The organism is Sphingobacterium puteale, assembly GCF_050986225.1.
Taxonomy (GTDB): domain Bacteria; phylum Bacteroidota; class Bacteroidia; order Sphingobacteriales; family Sphingobacteriaceae; genus Sphingobacterium; species Sphingobacterium puteale.
Genome location: NZ_CP158959.1, coordinates 1,132,292 through 1,154,534, shown reverse-complemented (window position 1 = coordinate 1,154,534; position 22,243 = coordinate 1,132,292). Strand labels below are relative to the sequence as shown.

General features: G+C 39.6%; 9 protein-coding genes. All 9 read left to right on the top strand.

The genetic code is table 11. From position 1 onward, the window contains the following. Positions 1–14 precede the first annotated feature (14 nt). The 9 genes from ABTV71_RS04720 (at position 15) to ABTV71_RS04680 (ending at position 22,206) form a co-directional block, all read left to right on the top strand. Positions 15–2,420 (top strand): ABC transporter permease, encoded by a 2,406-nt coding sequence (locus tag ABTV71_RS04720; RefSeq protein ID WP_433902382.1) that lies wholly within the window; start codon positions 15–17, stop codon positions 2,418–2,420. Between the two features lie 127 nt (positions 2,421–2,547). Then, positions 2,548–4,923 carry an ABC transporter permease gene (locus tag ABTV71_RS04715; protein WP_433902381.1) on the top strand — a complete coding sequence of 792 codons (2,376 nt, stop codon included), beginning with the start codon at positions 2,548–2,550 and terminating at the stop codon, positions 4,921–4,923. Positions 4,924–5,008: 85 nt separating this feature from the next. Further along, positions 5,009–7,426, top strand: coding sequence for an ABC transporter permease (locus ABTV71_RS04710; protein WP_433902380.1), 2,418 nt, complete (start codon positions 5,009–5,011; stop codon positions 7,424–7,426). Between the two features lie 57 nt (positions 7,427–7,483). After that, entirely contained in the window at positions 7,484–9,886 is a 2,403-nt protein-coding gene (locus tag ABTV71_RS04705; RefSeq protein WP_433902379.1) for an ABC transporter permease, read from the top strand. A 37-nt stretch (positions 9,887–9,923) separates the two neighbouring features. Beyond that, entirely contained in the window at positions 9,924–12,332 is a 2,409-nt protein-coding gene (locus ABTV71_RS04700; RefSeq protein ID WP_433902378.1) for an ABC transporter permease, read from the top strand. 59 nt (positions 12,333–12,391) lie between these two features. Next, positions 12,392–14,773, top strand: a complete 2,382-nt coding sequence (locus ABTV71_RS04695; RefSeq protein ID WP_433902377.1) for an ABC transporter permease — start codon at positions 12,392–12,394, stop codon at positions 14,771–14,773. Positions 14,774–14,852: 79 nt separating this feature from the next. Beyond that, a complete protein-coding gene (locus ABTV71_RS04690) occupies positions 14,853–17,219 on the top strand; it encodes an ABC transporter permease (RefSeq protein WP_433902376.1) in 2,367 nt (788 codons plus the stop codon). 210 nt (positions 17,220–17,429) lie between these two features. Further along, a complete protein-coding gene (locus tag ABTV71_RS04685) occupies positions 17,430–19,793 on the top strand; it encodes an ABC transporter permease (RefSeq protein WP_433902375.1) in 2,364 nt (787 codons plus the stop codon). 19 nt (positions 19,794–19,812) lie between these two features. Next, a complete protein-coding gene (locus tag ABTV71_RS04680) occupies positions 19,813–22,206 on the top strand; it encodes an ABC transporter permease (RefSeq protein WP_433902374.1) in 2,394 nt (797 codons plus the stop codon). Positions 22,207–22,243: the final 37 nt, after the last annotated feature.

The window sequence follows — 22,243 nt, the reverse complement described above, 5'->3', positions numbered from 1 at the left end:
AAAACTGAATTGTAATGAGTAATATGAAATTGATATTTAGACAACTCTGGCGACATCGTCTTTTTACTTTGCTAAATGTATTGGGACTAGCCATAGGTATAAGCGCCTGTTGGCTTATCTTTCGTATTGTCAATTATGAATTTAGTTTTGACCGACAACATCCAGACAAAGAGCAGATATACAAAGTATTCTCGCATACACAAAGCGAAAAAGAAAGCGGAGATTTTGACGCAGTACCATTTCCCCTTCCTTATTACCTGAAAGAGAACTCAGAAGATGTCGAATTGGTTGTACCTTATTATAATCGTTATTTTGAAGTCGTAACACCAGCTTCCAAAAGTGAAACACCCACAGAGTTTACCGAACAGGAAAAAATTTTTGCAACGACTGCCGATTATTTTAAAATGGTCCCCTATAAATGGCTTGCCGGAAGTCCGCATCAGCTTTTCAAGCTCCAAAATGAAGTCGTTCTTACCGAATCGCGTGCGAAGGCTTATTTCCCAAAACTGCAAAGTCAGGATATTATAGGCAAGACCATTTCTTATGATACGACACAGTTTACTGTATCTGGCATTGTAGAAGACTTAAGTTATCCAAGTACTTTTATTGGTAAGGAATTTATCAAAATACCTGATCAGGACCCGAATTTAAACAATTGGTTGATGCTGATGAACTATTATCAGTTATTTGTCAAAGTCAAATCTGTCGATCATCTTAAAAATCTCGCCAATACCATCGATCAAAAATTAGTGCAGATGAATGGCGAAGAATATAAAAAAGAGAACTATAAGCAAACTACCCGTTTTTCACCATTAACTGAGTTGCATTTTAACCCAATTATACAAAATCACAGCAACATCAAGGTACTCTATGGACTTATCGGAATAGCCGCATTTCTACTTGTATTAGCTGCGATCAATTATATCAATCTAAGTACCGCGATGGTGCCTATGCGCGCACGATCCATTGGTATACGGAAAACACTGGGGGAGCGGGAAGTCTATTTGACCCGAAGCTTTTTAACAGAGACTTTTTTGGTCGCACTATTCGCACTCTTGCTTTCCTGGCCTTTTACAAGAATGATGGAAATACTGTTCAGCGATTTTATCCCTTCGGACATCAACAACTACAACGATCAGTTCAATCTGTTGTTGTTCATCATTGGGTTACTTGTCTTAATCACATGCTTCGCTGGAGTATATCCATCGATATTGATCAACAAAGTAAAATTGATCGAAGTCATGAAAATAAAGAGTTTATCCAATAACTCAAACAAAGGCGTATACCTCCGCAAAGGACTGATTATTTTTCAGTTTATTATCGCTCAGGTTTTCCTTATTGGCACTTTCGTGATCACCATTCAGATCAAACATATGCTCAAGAGCGATCTGGGATTTACTAAAGATGCTATTGTCACCGTATCAATTCCCAATCGGGCTGCTGATAAAGCAACAACAGATCCATTTGTATTTAAGCAGGCCTTATCCAAATATCCGGAAATCGCCCGTGTCTCCTTGGGACATTTTCCTATGGATGATAGTTATTGGGGAAATAGAATCCGTAAATATGGCGAAGAGGAAATCAAAAATAGAATCATGCAATACAAGTATGTTGATCAGGATTACATTGACCTCTACGATATAAAACTTCTTGCCGGCCGCAAATTAATGATGTCTGATACGAGTTCGGGGATCATAATCAACGAAAAAGCCATGACCGAACTGGGATATAAAAATGTTGACGAAGCAATCGGACAAGCTGTTATTTCCAGGGACAAAAATGTAAAAATTGTAGGTGTTATAGCCAATTTCCACAGCAAAGATCTTCATCAACAGTTTAACCCTATTGTGATGGAGGTTTCAACCAATAGAGGTCCGCTGGGACACATCAATGTCCGTCTGGACCATGATCCTAAAAAATGGTCGACTGCCTTGGCAAACCTCGAAAAAGAATGGAAAAGCATTTATCCACATGCAAAATTCAGCTATCGCTTTTATGACCAAGAGATCAAATCACTTTACGAAACGGATATGCGATTGTCCAAGATTATCAATCTGGCAACAGCAATCACCTTATTGCTGAGCTGCCTTGGCCTCGTCGGCTTAGTCACGATAACAACTGTACAACGTACTAAAGAAATTGGAATCCGCAAAGTATTGGGAAGTTCCGTTACGGGCATCATTGGCCTACTGTCTAAAGATTACCTCAAACTGATTATTATTTCAATTTTGGTATCAACACCAATTGCATGGTGGGTCATACACAAATGGTTGCAGGATATTACATTTAAAATTGAGATACAATGGTGGTTGTTTTTTATACCTGCGATACTCACGATAGGGATAGCATTTTTGACATTAAGTTTTCAATCATTACGGGCCGCACGTGCCAATCCAGTCAACAGTTTAAGAGATGAATAAAAGAGGCTCAATAGTGATCAGAGAAAGTGATGGGTCTCAATAATGAGCCCATTGCAATCTCTATTTAGTAAAAAGAGCAAACAGATATAACCAAAATATAAGGTCTAAAATTTCAAAACTAATCCGCATGATTAAAAACTATATTATAACGGCCGTTCGGGAATTGAACAAAAAGAAATTCTACAGCATCATCAATATGGTAGGCTTGGCAATTTGTTTGGCAATCTCTACGCTTATTATTTTGTGGGTGCAGGATGAAAAGAGCTTTGATACCTTTCATAAGGATTATGAACAGATCTATACGGTCAATTCTATACTACAAAACAATGATAAAGAACAAGTTTGGCCGACCTCCCCGGCGCCCTTATTCAAGTTTGCACAACAGTTGCCTGAAGTAAAAAATGCAAGTCGTGTAAATCTAGAAGAGAGTGCTACATTAGTGGATGACAAAAAAAAGCAAACTTATTCGGATATAGATCTGGTCTATGTAGATCAAAACTTTTTCTCTCTTTTTAATTTTCCCTTACATGCTGGATCCATCGAAAATTTTCAACAGGATCTCGCGGCAATTCTAATTACCCAAAACCTTGCTAAAAAACTCTTTGGCGAAGAAAGTCCGATCGGCAAAAGTATCCGAAAAAATAATACCACCTTTATCGTCCGTGCCATACTACAAGATATTCCACAGAACTCAAGCATCAGGTTTGATGCAGTTATTCCACTCACCTTTTATGCCAAACGATTTACTGAAAACGGAGGGAATGGTGAATGGAAAACAATTGATGAAGACTTGGGAAATTTTTATTTCAGCAACTACATTCAAATAAATAAAAATGTAGACCCAGCACAGGTTGCCGCAAAAATAAGTGATTACTATAAAAAAGCACAGAAAACAGAAGTTACCATACAATATAGATTGGCTGCTTTAAAAGATATCCATCTCATTAGTCCAGAAGGAAACCAAACCGCACGTCGTACTGTACAGATCTTTTCGGTGATCGCAATTCTCCTGCTCATCATCGGAGCAGTAAACTATATCAATCTGAGTACGGCACGTTCATTGGAAAGAATTAAAACGATCGGCATTCGAAAAGTAATTGGAGCAAGCAAAAAGCAGCTTTTTTTTCAGTTTGTAATAGAATCTGTTATCATCTTCAGCGTAGCGCTTATCCTTGCTATTTTATTGATCTTACTGTTAATTCCATGTTACAATGAATTGGCAGGAAAGTCTTTGGCCTTTACACTTAGCAATCCCGAAATCTGTATCTACCTTACTTGCACTTTATTAGGTACACTCGCCCTTTCGAGCATATATCCTGCGATCTATCTTGCTTCATTCCAACCGGTACAATCGCTAAAAGGACAGTCAACACAGCAAGACGGAACAAACAGACTTAGGAGAGCATTGGTCATTATCCAGTTTAGCATTTCCATTATATTGATCATCTGTACGATTGTCATCAGAAATCAGCTCTCCTATATGCGTAAGATGGATTTAGGTTATGCTAAAGACCAAGTATTTACAGTTCCGCTCTCAGATGAACATATCAAACATGCAGACGCTATTATATCCGAACTCAGACAGTCTACATCCATAGCTGCGGCCTCACTGTCTGGATTTTATTCCATAATGGATTATGGCAATGCTACTGGCGACATTAACTGGCCCAATAAAACGAAAGAGAACCAAGCTATAGTAGGGCGTGCGACCATCGACCAAAACTTTATTCCACTCATGGGAATGAAATTTGTCGCCGGCACCAACTTCACAGGACTTCCATCGGATTCGTCCAGCTATATCATCAATGAAACCTTAGCAAAACAAATGGGACTTAAACCGCCATATATTGGCGCTCAAATGAGCCTACATGAAGTTCCGGGCAAAGTAATCGGTGTCTTAAAGGATTTCAACTTTAAATCCGTGAAAGAAAAAGTAGGACCGATTGTATTGTGGACACGTCAATTTAAAGGGACATTGTATATCAAATCAAACGCAGATCATATTCCTGAAGCCATCAAGACAATCGAAAAAATATATAATACAACTCCGTCTGAAAGACCATTCAGTTATAATTTCATAGATGATCAATTTGACAAAATCTATAAATCTGAAAATCGGACAGCATTTCTTTTTAACCTTTTCGCTGGAGTTGCCATCTTCATTTCTGCTTTGGGTCTTTTTGCTTTAAGTACCTATTCTGCCCAAATAAGAATCAAAGAAATTGGCATCCGCAAAGTCCTGGGAGCCTCTGTATTTGGTATTGTCAAGTTATTAAGCCGAGAATTCGTTATACTCGTATTTATTGCTATTCTCATTGCCGCACCCATAGCCTACTATCTTTCAATAAGCTGGTTGCAGACGTTTGCGTATAAAATTAATCTCAATGTATTCACCTTTATTCTAGGTAGTATATTATCACTGAGCATTGCCTTATTTACGATTAGCCTGCAAGCAGCCAAAGCAGCATTGGCCAACCCGATACATAGTTTAAAAGACGAATAAATAAAATAATGATATGTCGGGAGGTTATAATATCTCGGAAAAAGATAGAAAGGATAACCCCAAACTTTCATAAAAAACAGCGATCATGATACAAAATTATATTAAAATAGCCTGGCGCAATATTCTAAAGAATAGAGGTTATGCCACCATAAATATTGTAGGTCTCGCCATTGGCTTGGCTTGCTGTTTATTAATTGTTATTTATGTACAGAATGAACTTTCTTACGATAAATATCATGTCAACAAAGACCGCATCTTCCGCGTTGTACATGATTATAAAGAAGTCGGTAGTACAGAACAACATCAGATCTGGGGAAATGCCCCAATCGGAGAAGCCCTGAAATCCGACTTTCCAGAAATCGAGAAGATCGTTCAGTTCTCCGGGCAAACGTCCATCCTACTCAAACAAGGGGAAAATAGATTCCAGGAAGAAAATGTATTTTTCATGGATTCTACAGCATTCGATGTATTCAGCTGGAAAGTCCTTGCCGGAGATCCACATACAGCATTAAAAAATGCATATTCTGTTGTATTGACAGAAAGCACAGCTAAAAAATATTTCGGTGACCAGAATCCCATTGGCAAAACCATTGAAGGGGGATTAGCAGCAGGTCGGGCTGATGCAGGTCTGTATACCGTAACAGCTGTAATGGAAGATGTTCCTGCCAACTCACATTTTACCTTCGATGCGCTGTTATCTATGAGTACCTTCCGGAAAGCAAGACCTGATGTCTTCGAAAAAGAAGGCTGGGACTATGTAGATTTTTACACCTACTTTTTGACATCGAAAAAATTTGATCCTACAAAATTCAATCAGAAGATACCTGGCTTTCTCAAACGAAATGTCCCCGTACAAGTAAACGCCAATTCAAAATACAGTTTTCACCTCGAGCCCATGCTTCAGGCCTACATGCACTCCACTGCTGATCGCCAACCGGGAACAACGGGTAGCTTTCAAAATTTATATATTTTCGCGATCATAGGTGGATTTATCCTGCTGATCGCCTGTGTCAATTTTATGAATCTTGCTACGTCCAGATCCATGGAGCGTGCCAAGGAAGTCGGTGTCCGAAAAGCCATTGGTGCCAATAAAAGCAATCTGATTCTCCAGTTTATGTCTGAGTCGCTGGTACTCGTATTTATCGGCGGTATATTAGCTATCGCTTTGGTCATTGCCTTTCTCCCTTTTATGGAAGCTTTTTCCGGTAAACAGTTTGGTTATTCATCCCTCCTTAATGGCACGACCTGGACGATTTTCTTTTTGGTAACACTTATAACCGGGCTATTAGCCGCCAGCTACCCCGCATTGATTCTGGCAAATTTTAAACCGATTAAAGTTCTGAAGGGGACGTTTAGCAACAGTAAAGGTGGGACATTATTACGTCGGGGGCTCGTCGTCTTTCAATTCTGTCTTTCTATTGCATTGATTGCAGGTACTGTGATTGTATTCTCCCAATTGAATCAACTGCAACAGCAAGACCTTGGATTTCAAAAAGCACAACGTCTAATCATCGACTATAATTTCGATGAAAAAGTCAACAATAACTTAGAGGCGATCAAAAATACACTTGCAAAAGATAAAGATGTACAGTCGGTGACAGCTTCGCGCACTGTTCCGGGAACATTTTTTCCAAATGCCGGAACAGAGATTATGTCAACGGACGGCAAAATGACCAATTTCGCTCCCTCACTCTATGAAATAGATATAGACTTTATCCCCAATATGGGCATCAAGATGGCTGCGGGGAGAGCTTACTCACGCGATTTCCCAGCAGATAGCGCCCATTCACTGGTGATCAATGAATCAGCAGCCAAATTATGGGGCTATTCAAATCCACAGGATATCATCGGAAAACAATTTAGACAGTGGGGCAAAGAAGGCACGGTCATCGGCGTTGTAAAAGATTTCAATTACCTATCCCTGCATCGCAAAATTGAGCCATTGGCACTACGACTTGAACCAAGTAGCAGCCGTTATCTGGCCGTGAATCTAAAAAATATCAATCAGCAAACAATCGACCGAATTGGCAAATTATGGACTGAACTCGTCCCTCACCGTCCCTTTCTATATAGTTTCCTAGACGATAATTTTAACCGTCAATACGAAGCCGATTATAACTTCAGAAGACTCTTTACAGCCTTTTCAAGCCTCGCTCTTTTTATTGCTTGCTTAGGTTTACTGGGATTGGTGACCTATACGGCTCAACAGCGTACCAAAGAAATCGGGGTGCGCAAAGTGCTTGGTGCTTCCATATACAATTTAGTGCTGCTGCTTTCTTCTGACTTTATCAGATTATTAGTCATCGCGATCTGTATCGCTACACCATTATCATGGATGGCAATGAACAAGTGGCTGGATAATTTTGCCTACCATATTGAACCAAAATGGTGGATGTTTGCTTTTGCCGGATTGTCAGCTGTATTCATTGCCCTGATCACCGTTAGCTATCAAACATTTAAAGCCGCTAAAGCAAATCCAGTGGACAGTCTGAGAGACGAATAAATAGTATACAAGCAAGAATAAACTTAATATATCAGCACGAAACAAATAGATACGATCATGATCAAGAACTACACAAAAACAGCTTGGCGAAGTATTCGGGCCAACCGATTTTTCAGCATCCTTAATATTAGCGGATTGGCGATTGGCATCTGTGTATCTCTTCTGCTATTTGCTTTTATCCGTCAGGAACTGAGTTTTGATACCATGTATTCAAAAGCTGATAATATCTATCGTCTGCACATGCAGCTGTCGGCAGAATACAATCGGGAGAAAATGATTAACCTGCCCAATGCGGTTGGGCCTGCCCTCAAATCTGATATTGCGCAAGTTGATAATATGGTACGACTTGTAAAAGATGGCTTTGGAGCTACGGCTTCTATCCGTGCCGGAATGGATAATTTTAGTGAGAAGCAATTGTATCTAGCCGATTCAACATTGTTCTCCATCTTTGATTTCCAATTTATAGAAGGGAATGTTCATACTGCGTTTTCAAACAAGAAAAGTATTGTCCTCTCCCAATCAACAAAGGAAAAACTGTTTGGAAGCAACGGAGCATTAGGGAAACTTATCTCCATCAACCAAAGAGATACCGTACAGGTAACCGGTGTATTCAAAGATCTTCCCGCCAATAGCACCCTGGACTGTAATATGGTCATGAATATTATGGATTCCTGGATGGGGCAAAATGTCTATTGGAGTAATGCCAGTTATGAAACGTATATATTATTAAAAAAAGGAAGCGATCCGGCTATGGTCGCTCAACAAGCGACAAAGCTGATTGACAAGTATGTTGAAAAAGACCACCGGTATTACACCCAGTTTTTCCTGCAACCCCTGTTAAAGGTGCATCTCTACTCATCGAATCTCGGAGAGGGCGTCACCAAACGCATAGGAAACATTGACACCATTCGAACACTATCCGTTCTTGCTTTTCTTGTCATCGCCATTGCCTGTATCAATTACATGAATCTAGCGACCGCAAAATCACAGAAGAATGCCAAAGAAGTGGGTGTAAACAAGGTACTTGGAGCTACTAGAAGCCAACTGATTGTCCGTTTTTTTGTGGAAACCGCTACGATTAGTCTATTTGCAATGACATTAGGTGTGGTATTGGCCATTCTTTTGATCCCGCTATTTAATTCAATCGGCAACACAAACATTACTATTCAACAACTCCTGAACTGGGATATGCTCGGGATATTGGCCTTATCCTGGTTTATGATTACGTTTGCCGCAGGCAGCTATCCAGCCTTATTCTTATCGAAAATAAAATCGATCGCATTAATGAATAAAGGCTACAACAAACAAGGGAAAACAGTCCTGATCAGACAAATATTGGTGGTATGCCAATTTACCATTTCGATTATATTGATCATCGGCATCTCCGTGATGCTCACCCAGATGAATTTTATTCGAAATAAAGACCTGGGCTATCAACCTGAACATGTGGTCTCGGTCCCCATCCGTTCTTTCCGGAGTCTGGAAAAGCTCAACACGCTCAATCAACAGGTCCAAAGCTTATCAAATACGCTGTCCACCACATTCGCACAGTCCGTACCCGGAAGTAACGAAAGCGGAAAAACAACTTATAAACTCGTCACGGATAAACAGGGTTTACCGACCCTGAGCTGTGTTACTTATGGAAATACAGTAAATACACTTGGATTAAAACTACTTGCCGGAACAGAATTACCTGACATATGGGGACGTCCAGACTCCACCTGCTATGTACTGATCAACGAGAAAGTACTGAAATATTTAGGCTATAAATCACCGCAAGAAGCCATTGGGAAGCATATTATCACTGAGATGAGTCCAACCAACTCGATCATCACCGGTGTCGTTCAGGATTTTAATTATACAAACCTTAAATCCGAAATCGGAGGTTACAGCTACTACACCATGAATGATCCCTCAGAATCACCACGCAACTTGTTGATCCGTTATAAAACCACAGATGTTCAAGGATATATCGACCAAATAAAGAAGATATATACGACTGTCGCTCCCGAAGCTGCTTTTGATTTTTCGTTTTTAGATCAACATGTCCAACGCCAATATGAAAATGAAATCCGCTCATCCAATATCATGAGCATGTTTTCATTTCTTACACTTTTTATAGCCTGTCTCGGTCTGTTGGGATTAGCAGCCTATACCACCGAAGCCCGAAGCAAAGAAATCGGTATCCGCAAAGTTCTGGGAGCCAGTGTTCCGGGTATTATTCATCTATTGTCATCAAATTATATCAAACTGATTTTGCTTGCTTTTCTTATTGCTGGACCAATCGCTTATTATCTCTTTAATAATTGGTTAAATGATTTTGTATATCATATTGAGATGCCTTGGTGGGCATACCTGATTGCGATATTAATAGTAACACTGGTCGCATTTATCACTATAGGATTTCAGACATTTAAAGCCGCGCTATTGAATCCGGTAAATAGTCTAAGGGACGAATAGATCTTCATCTGGTTGAATCAATTAAAACTAAACGACAATGATTGGAAACTCACTAAAAACAGCTTATCGTTTTTTGAAAAAGCACAAGTTGATTACATGTATCAATGTCATGAGCTTAGCCATTGGCATCACAGCGACATTAGTCATCTTTTTGATGATTCAATACGACTATAGTTTCGATAAACATGTTCCAAACCGTGAACAGGTTTACCGTATTGTCAGCAACGGTGAGTTTAAAAATGCAGGTGTTTACGTACCATTAGTACGTACAATGCAGTCTGAGTTACCCAACTTGGAAGCAGTAGCCCCTATTTATCGTAGCCATGTGCAGAAGCTTAAGATTTCTTCGGCAACAGACAAATTTCAGGTTTTTCCAAAAGAACAACAGATCGTTTTTACGAATAGTCAATATTTCGATATTTTTCCCTATAAATGGTTAGCTGGAAATGCTCAGACCTTAAATACAGCTGGCAATATTGTACTTACAAAAAAGGCTTTGGAAAAATTTTACGGTAAGGAATCCCCCTCAGATGTAATCGGTAGAACAGTCATCTATGCAGATAGTATTCCATTGCAAGTGGCTGGAGTCATTGAAAACCCGCAACATAATTCAGATTTTAATTTTGACAGTTTCATTGCCGAATCAACAATCCCACAAAACAATAATCTGAAAGATATGTATAGCTGGGACGCATGGAATAGTATATCCGACACGCATCAGGTACTCATTAAAACAAAAACACAGCCTAATTCTCCTCTATTGGAACGCAATATCGCTAATCTTCTTAAAAAATATAAATATAAAGAAGGAGAGAAAATCAGCGATAAACTTGAGTTGCAAGCGTTGGCAGATGTGCATTTTGACCCGAGATTCAACTATGACGCTACTCACCCGGGAACGCTTCGTAATCTGATCCTACTGGCCTTCTTCCTCCTCGCTTTGGGTGCTGTAAATTTCATTAACCTATCCACAGCTCAGTCTATTGAACGGGCCAAGGAAGTTGGCATCCGCAAAACACTAGGTAGTTCTAAGGCGACATTGATCAAACAGTTCCTACTAGAAACATTCCTTATTACCTTATCTGCAACATTACTTGCTGTACTATTGCTTCCTTTATTCTTACATGTCTTCGAAGGATTTATTCCCAAAAACTTAAATTTGGATCGTTTGGACAAAACAGTTATTGTTTTCTTTCTGTTCGGGCAATTGATCTTAGTATCCTTATTAGCCGGATTTTATCCTGCTTGGGTACTGACTGGATATGCGCCTGTACTGGCGCTCAAAAACCAACTCGGAAAAAACACCAATCTTTCCCGTAGCTCGTGGCTGCGCAAAGCACTAACCATCTTTCAGTTTGTCATGGCCCAGGCTTTTCTCATTTGTGTGCTCATTGTCGTTCGCCAAATCAACTATGTCACCCATAAGGATATGGGCTTTCAGAAAGATGCCATTGTCAATATTTACATCCCAGGGTCCTTCCAAAACTCTGCGAAAGGTGTCATCCTTAAAAACGAGCTCAAAAAGCTAACAGATATCAAGGCCATCAGCTTTGGGAATATCGCCCCTGCAATGAATGGCTGGATGACTACCGCTATCACTTACGATCAATCGCCAGACAAGGAATCCCTGACCTTCGATGGCCGGTCAGGTGATGAGAACTATTTAGATGTTTATAAAATTCCACTTTTAGCAGGAAGAAATGTCCGTTTACGGGATTCAACAAGTGAAATGTTGATCAATAGAAAAGGCTTGGAGTTACTACATATCAAGAATCCTCAGGATGCCATTGGTAAAACCTTCGAAAATGGACAAAATATCATCGTTGGTGTAATGGAAGATTTTGATTTGGCTTCTGCACGACAAGGGGTTAAACCGGTCCTGTATACAGGCAGCAAGACAGGATATGTGCTCCATATTGCATTGGACCAAAAACATCCGGAAAACTGGAAGTCTGCAATTGACAAGATCACTTTATGCTATAAATCGGTTTTCCCTGATGACGAACTGGATCTACGCTTTTTGGATGAGGTTATTCAAAACTTTTATACACAAGAGAAACAGCTCTCTAAGCTCTTATCTTGGGCGGTAGGGCTCTCTGTATTTATTGCAGGATTAGGTTTATTTGGGCTAGCAATATTTACCGCCAATCAAAGGACAAAAGAAATCGGTATACGCAAAGCGTTAGGAGCCTCAGTGCTACAGATTACCTTCTTATTGCTTAAAAATTTATTAGCACTGGTGGCCATAGCCTGTTTGATTGCGTTCCCGATCGCTTATTACTTTATGCACCATTGGCTCAATGATTTTGTATATCGTACCGATCTAAACCCATGGATTTTTGGCATGTCAGCTCTAAGCTTGATTGCATTCGCAAGCTTTGTGCTCTCAACTAAAAGTATAATGGCCGCAAGAGCAAATCCAGTAGATAGTCTAAGAGATGAATAAATCAGATAATGGCGACGAAAATGGTGTACAGTTAATGTTTAATCTAAAAACAGATCACAATGATAAAGAACTTTATAAAAACCGCATGGCGCAATATTTTTTCCAACAAATTCTACAGCGCTATCAATATCCTCGGGTTGACTGCAGGATTAGTTGTGGGAATCTTCCTACTACTATGGATAAAGGATGAATTATCCTTTGACCGTTTTCACAAGAACCAAGGCTCAATCTACAAAATCGGAATCGAGGGCGGAACCGGGATCTCAAAACGAATATTTGGATCTATCATTGCCCCAGTTGGGAGTTTTGCCAAGAGAGAAATCCCTGAGGTTAAGGACGCTGTACGTATCTTTCGGATCGGTGACGCCGCCATCAAGTATAAAGACAAACGATTTAGAGAAAAGAATTTCGCTTTTGTAGATCCAAGTTATTTTAGTGTTTTTGATTTTCCGCTCATTCAGGGTAACCAGAAACAACCTTTTTCCGACAACAATTCCGTTGTTCTTACTGAGACTACCGCCCGTCGATATTTTGGCAATGAAAATCCAATCGGTAGAGCTGTCATACTGGGAATAGAAGATCTATGTGTAGTCAGCGGAGTTATCGCTGACTATCCCGAAAATTCTTCCTTTCAATTTCAGGTACTGCTTCCCTTATCACGCTTTAACGAATATGCCTACGTCAAAAACAAAACCACCTATGACAATAAAACTTATCTGTCATCAATGGATACCGATTGGTCCAACTTTTCCTTTGAGACCTACCTCCAGCTGAGACCTGATGCCAGCCCCGCAGCAGTAGCCCAGAAATTACAAAAGATACACGAACGCAATAAACCGGAAGATACCCCTGTTCCATATGTTACCCAACAGCTATCAAAGGTACATCTGTATCAGATGGATGGTAGTGATGGTGGGATAGGCACTGTTCGAATCTTTATTGGAGTCGCTTTGATGATTCTTATTATTGCCAGTATCAATTACATCAATCTCTCTACCGCACGGTCCTTGTCCAGATCCAAAGAGGTTGGTATCCGTAAAATTATCGGGGCCGGAAGAAAAGAGTTATTTTTCCAATTTATGCTGGAGACGACACTGTACTTCACGATCGCCGCCATTCTGGCCATCAGCATCGTTTTTATCTTTCTTCCCTTTTTTAACAATTTTTCTGGCAAACATATCTCATTGCAGTTATATAGTATTGATCTATGGAGCTATATTTTAATCATGTTAATAGGTACATTACTGTTGACCAGCATTTATCCGGCATTGTTACTTTCAAACTTTGATCCGATCAAAGTACTAAAGGGCAGATTCGGAATGAAGAAATCAAATTTTAGAAAGATATTAGTGGTATTACAATTTACGGTATCTATCGTTCTCATCACCATGACGGTCGTCATCGGTAGACAATTGGATTATATACGCAACAAGAACCTTGGTTATGAAAAAAGCAATATCATAGCTGTCTCCATGGCACCGAAAATGGCACAACATTTTGAGGCCGTTAAAAGTGATCTCCTAAAAAATAAAGGCGTAAGTGATGTCATTCGGCTTGGGAGGGATATGGTATATGGTGGAGGATCTACGGGTGATAACGATTGGGATGGAAAACCCAGCAATTCGAATCTTTGGTTCAGCATTACTTATTCGGATCAATTTGCGCTTGATTTTTTCAAGATAAAACTGGCTCAGGGAAAAAACTTCACCGGCTCGATTGCAGATTCTACGCATTTTCTTATCAACGAAACCGCTGTCCGCGAGATGGGATTAAAGAATCCCCTTGGTACCCGTTTACGGATCCGAACTGTTCCGGGAACCATTATCGGTGTGGTCAAAGATTTTAATTACGCGAGTGTGCGCCAAAAAATCGAACCCATGGTCTTTCAATTTAGCCCAAAAGATTGTCAGCAGCTTTATATAAAAACAAACCCTGCCGGAACCAAATCGGCATTGCTCGCACTGCAGCAGATCTGGAAAAGTTACTATGACGATATGCCGATCAGTTATAGCTTCTTAGACGAAAGCTACCAACAGCAGTATATGAGCGAGCAAAAACAAGGAACATTATTTAATTTCTTTGCCATCATAGCGATCATGATTTCTTGCCTTGGACTTCTTGGACTATGTACGTATACCGCACAACTGAAAACCAAGGAAATTGGCATCAGAAAAGTCCTCGGTGCGACGGTCTTCAATATTATCCAAATGCTGAATAAAGAATTTTTGCTTTTGATCATTATTGCTAATATTATCGCAATTCCTCTCGCGTTATATTTCACTTCGAACTGGCTGGACGGATTTGCCTTCAGAACTACAGTGCCGATAACCATATTTTTAGGTGCAGGCCTACTAACGATTATTATTGCTTTGTTTACTGTTAGTTTTCAATCGATTAAAGCAGCTATCGCTAACCCCGTCAAGAGTTTAAAAGACGAATAGCTTTTATTCATAAAAATCAACATATATTGAAGAATTAATCAATACACCAAAACAACAAACATAACCATCAAACACCGTCATGATTAAATTATTTTTGAAAACTGCTTTACGCAATCTTAAACGCAACCCCTTAAATACGGCAATCAATATTCTCGGATTGTCCTTGGGATTTACGGTTGCTTTGGTGAGCACCCTGTGGATCTTGAAACAGTTTTCCTTCAACCAGCATTACAAAAATTATGATACGATCCATCAGCTGATGATGACCGGCACTTTCAACAATGAAAAATCCACGGATGGAACTTCCACCCCCATCCCGTTAGCAAAGTTGATGGAATCTGATTTTAAGGATGAAATCCAAGATGTCACATTGATTACAGATGCTGAAAGCTCTGCCATTAAAATAGGTGAAAAAAAATTGAATGCGACAGGATTTTATGCAATGGGCAAATTTTCAGAACTATTTTCGTTCGAAGCTGTACAGGGAAATATCGCTACCCCAACTGCAGCATCCACCATGATTATTTCTGAATCATTGGCCAACAGGTTATTGGGGACTACTGATCTTATCGGGAAGACTATTCAACTCAACGGAAACGAACAATATACGATACAGGGTATTTTTAAAGACATTCCTGAAAACAATACATTTCACAAACTGGAGTATATCCTACCTTTTGCTGATTATCTCCATAAAAATGAGGGTATCGAAGAAAAATGGTCAAACTGCTTCTTTAGTACCTTTGGTAGAATCGAAAACCCGCAAAATATCCCCGGGATAGAGCAAAAACTAACCAGCATCTTTAGAACAAATCTGACGGATATAAACCCCGAGATCCTGTTGCACCCCATGTCCAAATGGCACCTCTATGACGCTTTTAAAAATGGCAAAAATGTCGGTGGACAGGTTCAATATGTCTGGATGTTTGCCTGGATCAGTGTATTTATTCTTTTGTTGGCCAGTATCAATTTTATTAACCTCAGTACGGCCCGAAGTTTAAAAAGGGGAAAGGAGATTGGCATTCTAAAATCTGTTGGTGTAAACCGTTGGCAACTGATTGCCGGATTTTTAGTTGAATCCATCCTATCTGTGTACTGTGCTTTTCTGCTAGCGCTTTTATTGAGCACATTGTTTCTTCCATGGATAAATACCATTACCAATACCAAATTAACCATTCCATTGAATAGCATTCAATTCTACATATACTCCTTTTTCGGGATTCTCTCTATTGGAATCCTGGCTGGAATATACCCCGCGCTATTCTTATCCTCTTTTAATCCGATCCTTGCGCTGAAAGGGAAGATGAACATCGGCAAAAGAGGATTCAATGCCAGAAAAGGAATGGTTGTCGTACAATTTGCGATTTCCATCTTTTTAATGATTGCAACCTATCTGGTGATAAAACAATTGCACTATACAAAAGACCGTCCGATTGGTTATAAAAGCTCAAACTTAGTCAACGTTACTAGCAGCAGTCCGCTAATTTCCAAAAATTTTGAGATCCTGAGGAGAGAACTGATTGATGAAGGCCTGATTCAGGAGGCCTCACTTACTTCGAATTTTGTAAACAAACTCACTTTAACTGGCGGCGGTTTTAACTGGCAGGGGAACGAAACAAAGGAAGGATCCATTATGGGCATTTCCACTGTAGATGAAAATTTCGCCAACACGGTACAATGGAATTTTTTGAAGGGAAGAAATTTCTCCAAAGATTTCAAGACAGATTCAACTGCCGTAATTATCAATGAAGCGGCTGCGAAATTTATGGAGGTTACAGACTTGACGAGCAAACAATTGTCTAAAAGAGGGATTAACTACACAATTATCGGTATTATACAGAATACCTTATCTGAATCACCATTCAAGTCGATTACGCCAACGGCCTATTTTTTTGATTTTCTGCCAAAAAATAAAATAACACTTCGACTAAATGAACAGCAAGATATCAGTCAGACGATGAAAGCAATCGCACAACAGTTCAATCGCTTTGATCCAGATCTCATTTTTGATTATACATTCACAGATAAAGAATACGCCAAACAATTTGAGCAAATGGAAATGATTAAAAGCCTGACAAGCATTTTTACAGGCCTCGCGATTCTGATTTCCTGTCTTGGCTTATATGCTCTGGTGGCATTTCTGACCGAGCAACGCGAAAAAGAAATTGGTATCCGCAAAGTTCTTGGCGCATCAGAAGTTGGCTTATGGAAATTATTATGCACAGAGTATGTCTGGTTGACATTGATCGGTTTTCTTGTTGCCGCTCCTCTAGCCTATCTATTAATGGAAACATGGCTCGACAATTACGTTTATCGCATTTCAATTAGCTGGACCGTATTTGCTTTTACAGGATTAACTGCACTGGTCATCACCCTCCTAACAGTTAGTTATCAAGCCATTAAAGCAGCATTGACTAACCCCGTGATCACATTACGGAACGAGTAGATCTACCTGTTCGGCGACGGACAGCAGACTGTCCGTTTCCGAACATATCATAGGCTCACAAAAACTAAATACCAATTAATAATCAACAAGTTATACTTATGGCAAACGAATTGAATTAGCTATTTCTATCAAGGTATACCCAGCATACAATCTATTTGGATAAATGAATTATGGGATAGTAAATTGTGAAAAATTCAAAATATCAATTCGATGATAAAGAATTACCTTAAAATTGCATGGCGAAACTTGTGGAAAAGCAAAGGCTACTCTGCAATTAACATCATTGGGCTTTCCATTGGTATGGCTGCTGTACTGATTATTGGCATATGGGTGCAAAACCAGTTGCAATTCGATAATTTTTACAGCAATAAAGATCGCCTGTATAAACTTTGGAATAAATATCAAAATGATGAGGGAAAAATAAGTCTAATGGATGTCACCTCAGGGCGAGCAGCTCCTGCCCTAATAGAAGATTACCCAGAAGTAGAACGTGCAGCTCGCATGTATTTTAGTACAAACAGACTACTGTCGTTTGATGATAAAAAAATCAAATCAAAAGGAAATGAGGTCGACCCGTCATTTCTGCAGCTATTTGATTTCAAACTTCGACGGGGCAATAATCAACATGCACTAGCAGAAACAAAGAATATTGTTTTAACAGAAAGTTTGGCAAAAAATATCTTTGGGGATATTGATCCATTGGATAAAACCATTATGCTCGACAATAAGGAGCCCTATAAAGTGGCTGCTGTGATGCAAGATTTACCAAGTAATACCAATTTCGATTTTAATTATCTGATCCCGTTAGCTGATCCTAGCAAATATTCACCAAATTGGAATACGATAACATTCTCAACCTATGTGCAGTTAAAATCGGGAACCAATATTGAGGCTTTCAATAATAAGCTCATCAATATTATCAAGAAAAAGACCAACGGCGAATTGGGCGGATCCCTATTTCTGTATCCAATATCCAAAATGCATCTGTATTCAAAATTTGAACAAGGTATTCCAGTTGGGGGAAAGATTGATCAGGTTAAACTGGTTGCAGGAATTGGTCTATTGATATTATTGATTGCCTGCATTAATTTTATCAATCTTAGTACCGCCCGCAGCCAAAAAAGAGCAAAGGAGGTTGCTGTACGAAAAGTTGTAGGAGCCAGACGTCTCAATTTAATTGTTCAATTTCTTACAGAATCAATCCTGTTAGCATTTATATCAGGCTTAAGCGCGATAGTATTGACTAAGCTTACACTCCCGTTATTTAATAAGATTTTAGATAGACCGTTAGCCTTTTCATTTTCCGATACAACAATATGGCTGTCGTTGATAGGCTTTATCTTCATAACGGGACTATTGGCTGGATTATATCCGGCATTTGTACTGTCCGCTTTCAAACCCATTAAATCCTTAAAAATATTTGCGCGGTCAAAAAAGTTTTCATTGAGTTTTCGGGAATTATTGGTTGTTTTTCAATTTAGCATAGCTGTTATACTGATAATTGCTACCATTGTCGTCAGGCGACAAATTGAATATGCCGGACAGCGAGACGTTGGCTATAATACCGCTCAATTGCTCGAAATCGGAATGGAAGGTGATTTAGGGAAAAACTATGAGGCGATCAGATCAGAATTGATCAATAATGGAGTGGCTGCAGCCGTCACAAGGATAGGATTGTCCATCACTGGTAGTTCTGGAAATTCCTGGGGTGGTTTTTCTTGGGCAGGAGCTACTCCTGAGCAGGAGAAAAAAATGGGATTTGATCTGGGAAGAGCGGAAAGTGACTTTGTCAAAACACTCGGATTAAAGCTCATAGCAGGACGTGATATCGATTATGCAAGATTAGCCGCAGATAGTACCGCTGCACTGCTGAATGAAGCTGCCGTCAAAGAAATGAAGTTGAAAAATCCAATAGGGAGTTATCTCGAATGGGGAGACAGAAACTATACCATCGTGGGCGTAATAAACGACTATATCAGCGGCTCTCCTTATAACCCGGTAAAACCCATGCTTATATACGCGAATAAGACAGCACTATTTAATCTTGTTATCCGTACAAATCCCAACGCTTCGATGAGCGACCAGCTCAAAAAAATCGAACAAATTATTAAAAAATTCAATCCCGCGTATCCCTTCGAGTATCAATTTGTCGATCAAAAATTTGCCGCTAAATTCAAAGACCAACAACAAACAGCCCAGCTCGCTTTCATCTTTTCGGGGCTAGCGATCTTTATTTCCTGTCTGGGTTTATTTGGACTAGCATCATATATCGCCGAGCTGAGGACCAAAGAAATTGGTATTCGTAAAGTACTGGGCGCCTCAGTAAGCGGAATTACGGCGATGCTATCCAAAGATTTTGTCAAGCTTGTTATTATTTCTATTCTAATTGCCTCACCTATTGCATGGTGGGCAATGAATAAATGGCTGCAGGATTTCTCTTATCGAATCGAAATACAGTGGTGGATTTTTGCATTAGCAGGCTTAGCAGCCTTGGTTGTCGCTTTCGTGACAGTAAGTTCACAAGCAATCAGAGCAGCAAACCACAATCCGGTCAAAACATTAAGGGACGAATAATTATTTCAAGACAAACAACATGATCAAGACATACATCAAAATCGCGTGGCGGAATTTGTTAAAAAACAAAGCTTTTTCAGCTATTAATATTCTCGGTCTGGCAATCGGAATGACAGGCGCCTTACTTATCGCGCTGTGGTTACAGAACATGTTGAGCATGGACCGTTTCCATGAAAAGGGCAACCGTATTTACTCCTTAAACAATCGCGATGAATTTCAGGGTGAAAAATCAGCTTGGTCTTATACTCCAAAAATATTGGCTCCTTCCTTAGCTGCCGATTTCCCGGATATTGAAGAGTTTACAAGGTACAATGAGGGGTATCAATTTTTAACGACATTTAAAGAAAAAAAATTGATTGCAAATACTGTTTTTGTTGATCCCGGCTTCTTCAAGATGTTCTCCTTCCCTTTTATCAAAGGCGATCAGAATGTTAGATTTGATAATCCAAAAGGACTTGTCCTCACTGAAAGTTATGCGAAGGCGCTGTTTGGCGATCTGGATCCCATTGGAAAATCAGTTAGAATAGATTCGGTTAATCAAGTCGCTGTACAGGCTGTACTCAAAGATCTTCCCAGCAATTCGAGTTTCAAATTTGACATCCTCCTTCCCTTTGAATATGCTAAAACAATTGGTTATGTAGACGACAACTGGAGCAATAACTCAATAAACACGTATGTTTTATTAAAAGAAAGCACCTCTTTAACAGCATTTAACGACAAAATCAGGACTTACCTGAAAGATCATATCAATACAAGCAATAAGGCCGAGGGCCGTCTCTCTCCTAGGAATACAGGTGAGATTTTTGCCTTTCCTTATCCAGATTCTTTCCTTTACAATAGTGGTAAGGGAGGAAATTATACATCAGGACGTATTGACATCGTCAAGCTGTTTGCCTGGATCGGCATTTTTATTCTATTGGTTGCTAGCATCAATTTTATGAATCTGAGTACAGCACGTTCTGAACGGCGGGCGAAAGAGGTTGGTGTACGTAAGGTAATCGGCGCAAATAAAAAAAGCTTAATGGCGCAGTTCCTTATTGAAAGCATCCTCATCAGCATGATTGGGATGGTTCTGGCAACTATACTCGTTGTCATTGTGCTGCCATTCTTTAATGAGCTCGTCGGAAAACAGCTCAGTCTTTCTTTATTAAATGTACAGACTTGGTTGTTTTTAATCGTCTTTGCGTTATTTACTGGGATTTTAGCAGGCACCTATCCAGCCTTTTTCCTTTCCTCTTTTCAGCCTATCAAGACATTAAAAGGAAAATTTGTATCCAAGACAAGGGGGCTTAGCATTCGCTCAATCTTAGTGGTTATCCAGTTTAGCCTAGCTATAATACTGATTATCGCCACAGTCATTGTAGCAAAACAGATCCAATATACCAAACAACGTGACCGTGGTTATAATGAAAATGGCCTGCTTTACAGCAGCATAAAAGGCGATCTGGAAAAGAATTATAAAATTCTGCGAGACGAATTATTGGCCAGCAACGCGGTTGTTTCTGTATCAAAGAACATGTCGCCGGTAACAGATTTTTACAGCAATGGTTGGGGATTCACATCTGGCACACCGACCGAAGAAGACAAACGAATTTCTTACAACCGTTTTAGTACCGATGCTGATGCTGTAAAAAACCTTGGTCTCACACTCATCCAAGGTCGCGATATCGATATCTATAAATTTAAGACGGACAGTACCGCTTTGATTTTAAATGAATCTGCAGTAAAAAGCCTGCATCTCAAAAACCCCATAAACAGCATTGTTGATGGTGATGGTACTAAATGGACTGTGGTTGGAGTAATCAAAGATTTTATCATTGGATCACCTTTTGGCGATAATAAGCCAATGGTAATATTAGGACCGCAGGCTTGGTTTACAACGATTCATTACCGATTGAATACAAACAATAACATCTCGGATAACCTCAAAACAATTGAATCAATCTTTAAAAAATTCAATCCGGATTATCCCTTTGAGTACCAATTTATTGATAAGACTTACGAAGAAAAATTCAAAGAAACAAAAGCCATAGGCACGCTTTCTATGGTATTCGCAGGTTTGACCATCTTTATTTCCTGTCTTGGTCTGCTCGCTTTGATAGCCTATATGGCTGAGACGCGTATGAAAGAAGTTGCCGTGCGCAAAGTGCTCGGCGCAAGTGTTACACAAGTAACTTCATTGCTGTCCGTGGACTTTATTAAATTGGTAATTGTTGCAATCCTGATCGCTTCACCGATCGCCTGGTGGGCCATGGACAAATGGTTGCAGGATTATAGTTACCGCATCCAGATCCAATGGCACTATTTTGTTTTTGCCGGACTGGTGGCAATATTAATCAGTATGGCTACCATAAGTTATCAGGCAATTAAAGCTGCTTTAAGTAATCCTGTCGATAGTTTACGGGATGAATGATAATCAACATAAAAAATTAAAAATTTCGAGCCGCTAT

Bases quoted from the DNA above. Each gene is read 5' to 3' on its own strand.
- ABTV71_RS04710 (WP_433902380.1), top strand. From the start codon at position 5,009: ATGATACAAAATTATATTAAAATAGCCTGGCGCAATATTCTAAAGAAT.
- ABTV71_RS04690 (WP_433902376.1), top strand. From the start codon at position 14,853: ATGATTAAATTATTTTTGAAAACTGCTTTACGCAATCTTAAACGCAAC.
- ABTV71_RS04700 (WP_433902378.1), top strand. From the start codon at position 9,924: ATGATTGGAAACTCACTAAAAACAGCTTATCGTTTTTTGAAAAAGCAC.
- ABTV71_RS04720 (WP_433902382.1), top strand. From the start codon at position 15: ATGAGTAATATGAAATTGATATTTAGACAACTCTGGCGACATCGTCTT.
- ABTV71_RS04680 (WP_433902374.1), top strand. From the start codon at position 19,813: ATGATCAAGACATACATCAAAATCGCGTGGCGGAATTTGTTAAAAAAC.
- ABTV71_RS04695 (WP_433902377.1), top strand. From the start codon at position 12,392: ATGATAAAGAACTTTATAAAAACCGCATGGCGCAATATTTTTTCCAAC.
- ABTV71_RS04715 (WP_433902381.1), top strand. From the start codon at position 2,548: ATGATTAAAAACTATATTATAACGGCCGTTCGGGAATTGAACAAAAAG.
- ABTV71_RS04705 (WP_433902379.1), top strand. From the start codon at position 7,484: ATGATCAAGAACTACACAAAAACAGCTTGGCGAAGTATTCGGGCCAAC.
- ABTV71_RS04685 (WP_433902375.1), top strand. From the start codon at position 17,430: ATGATAAAGAATTACCTTAAAATTGCATGGCGAAACTTGTGGAAAAGC.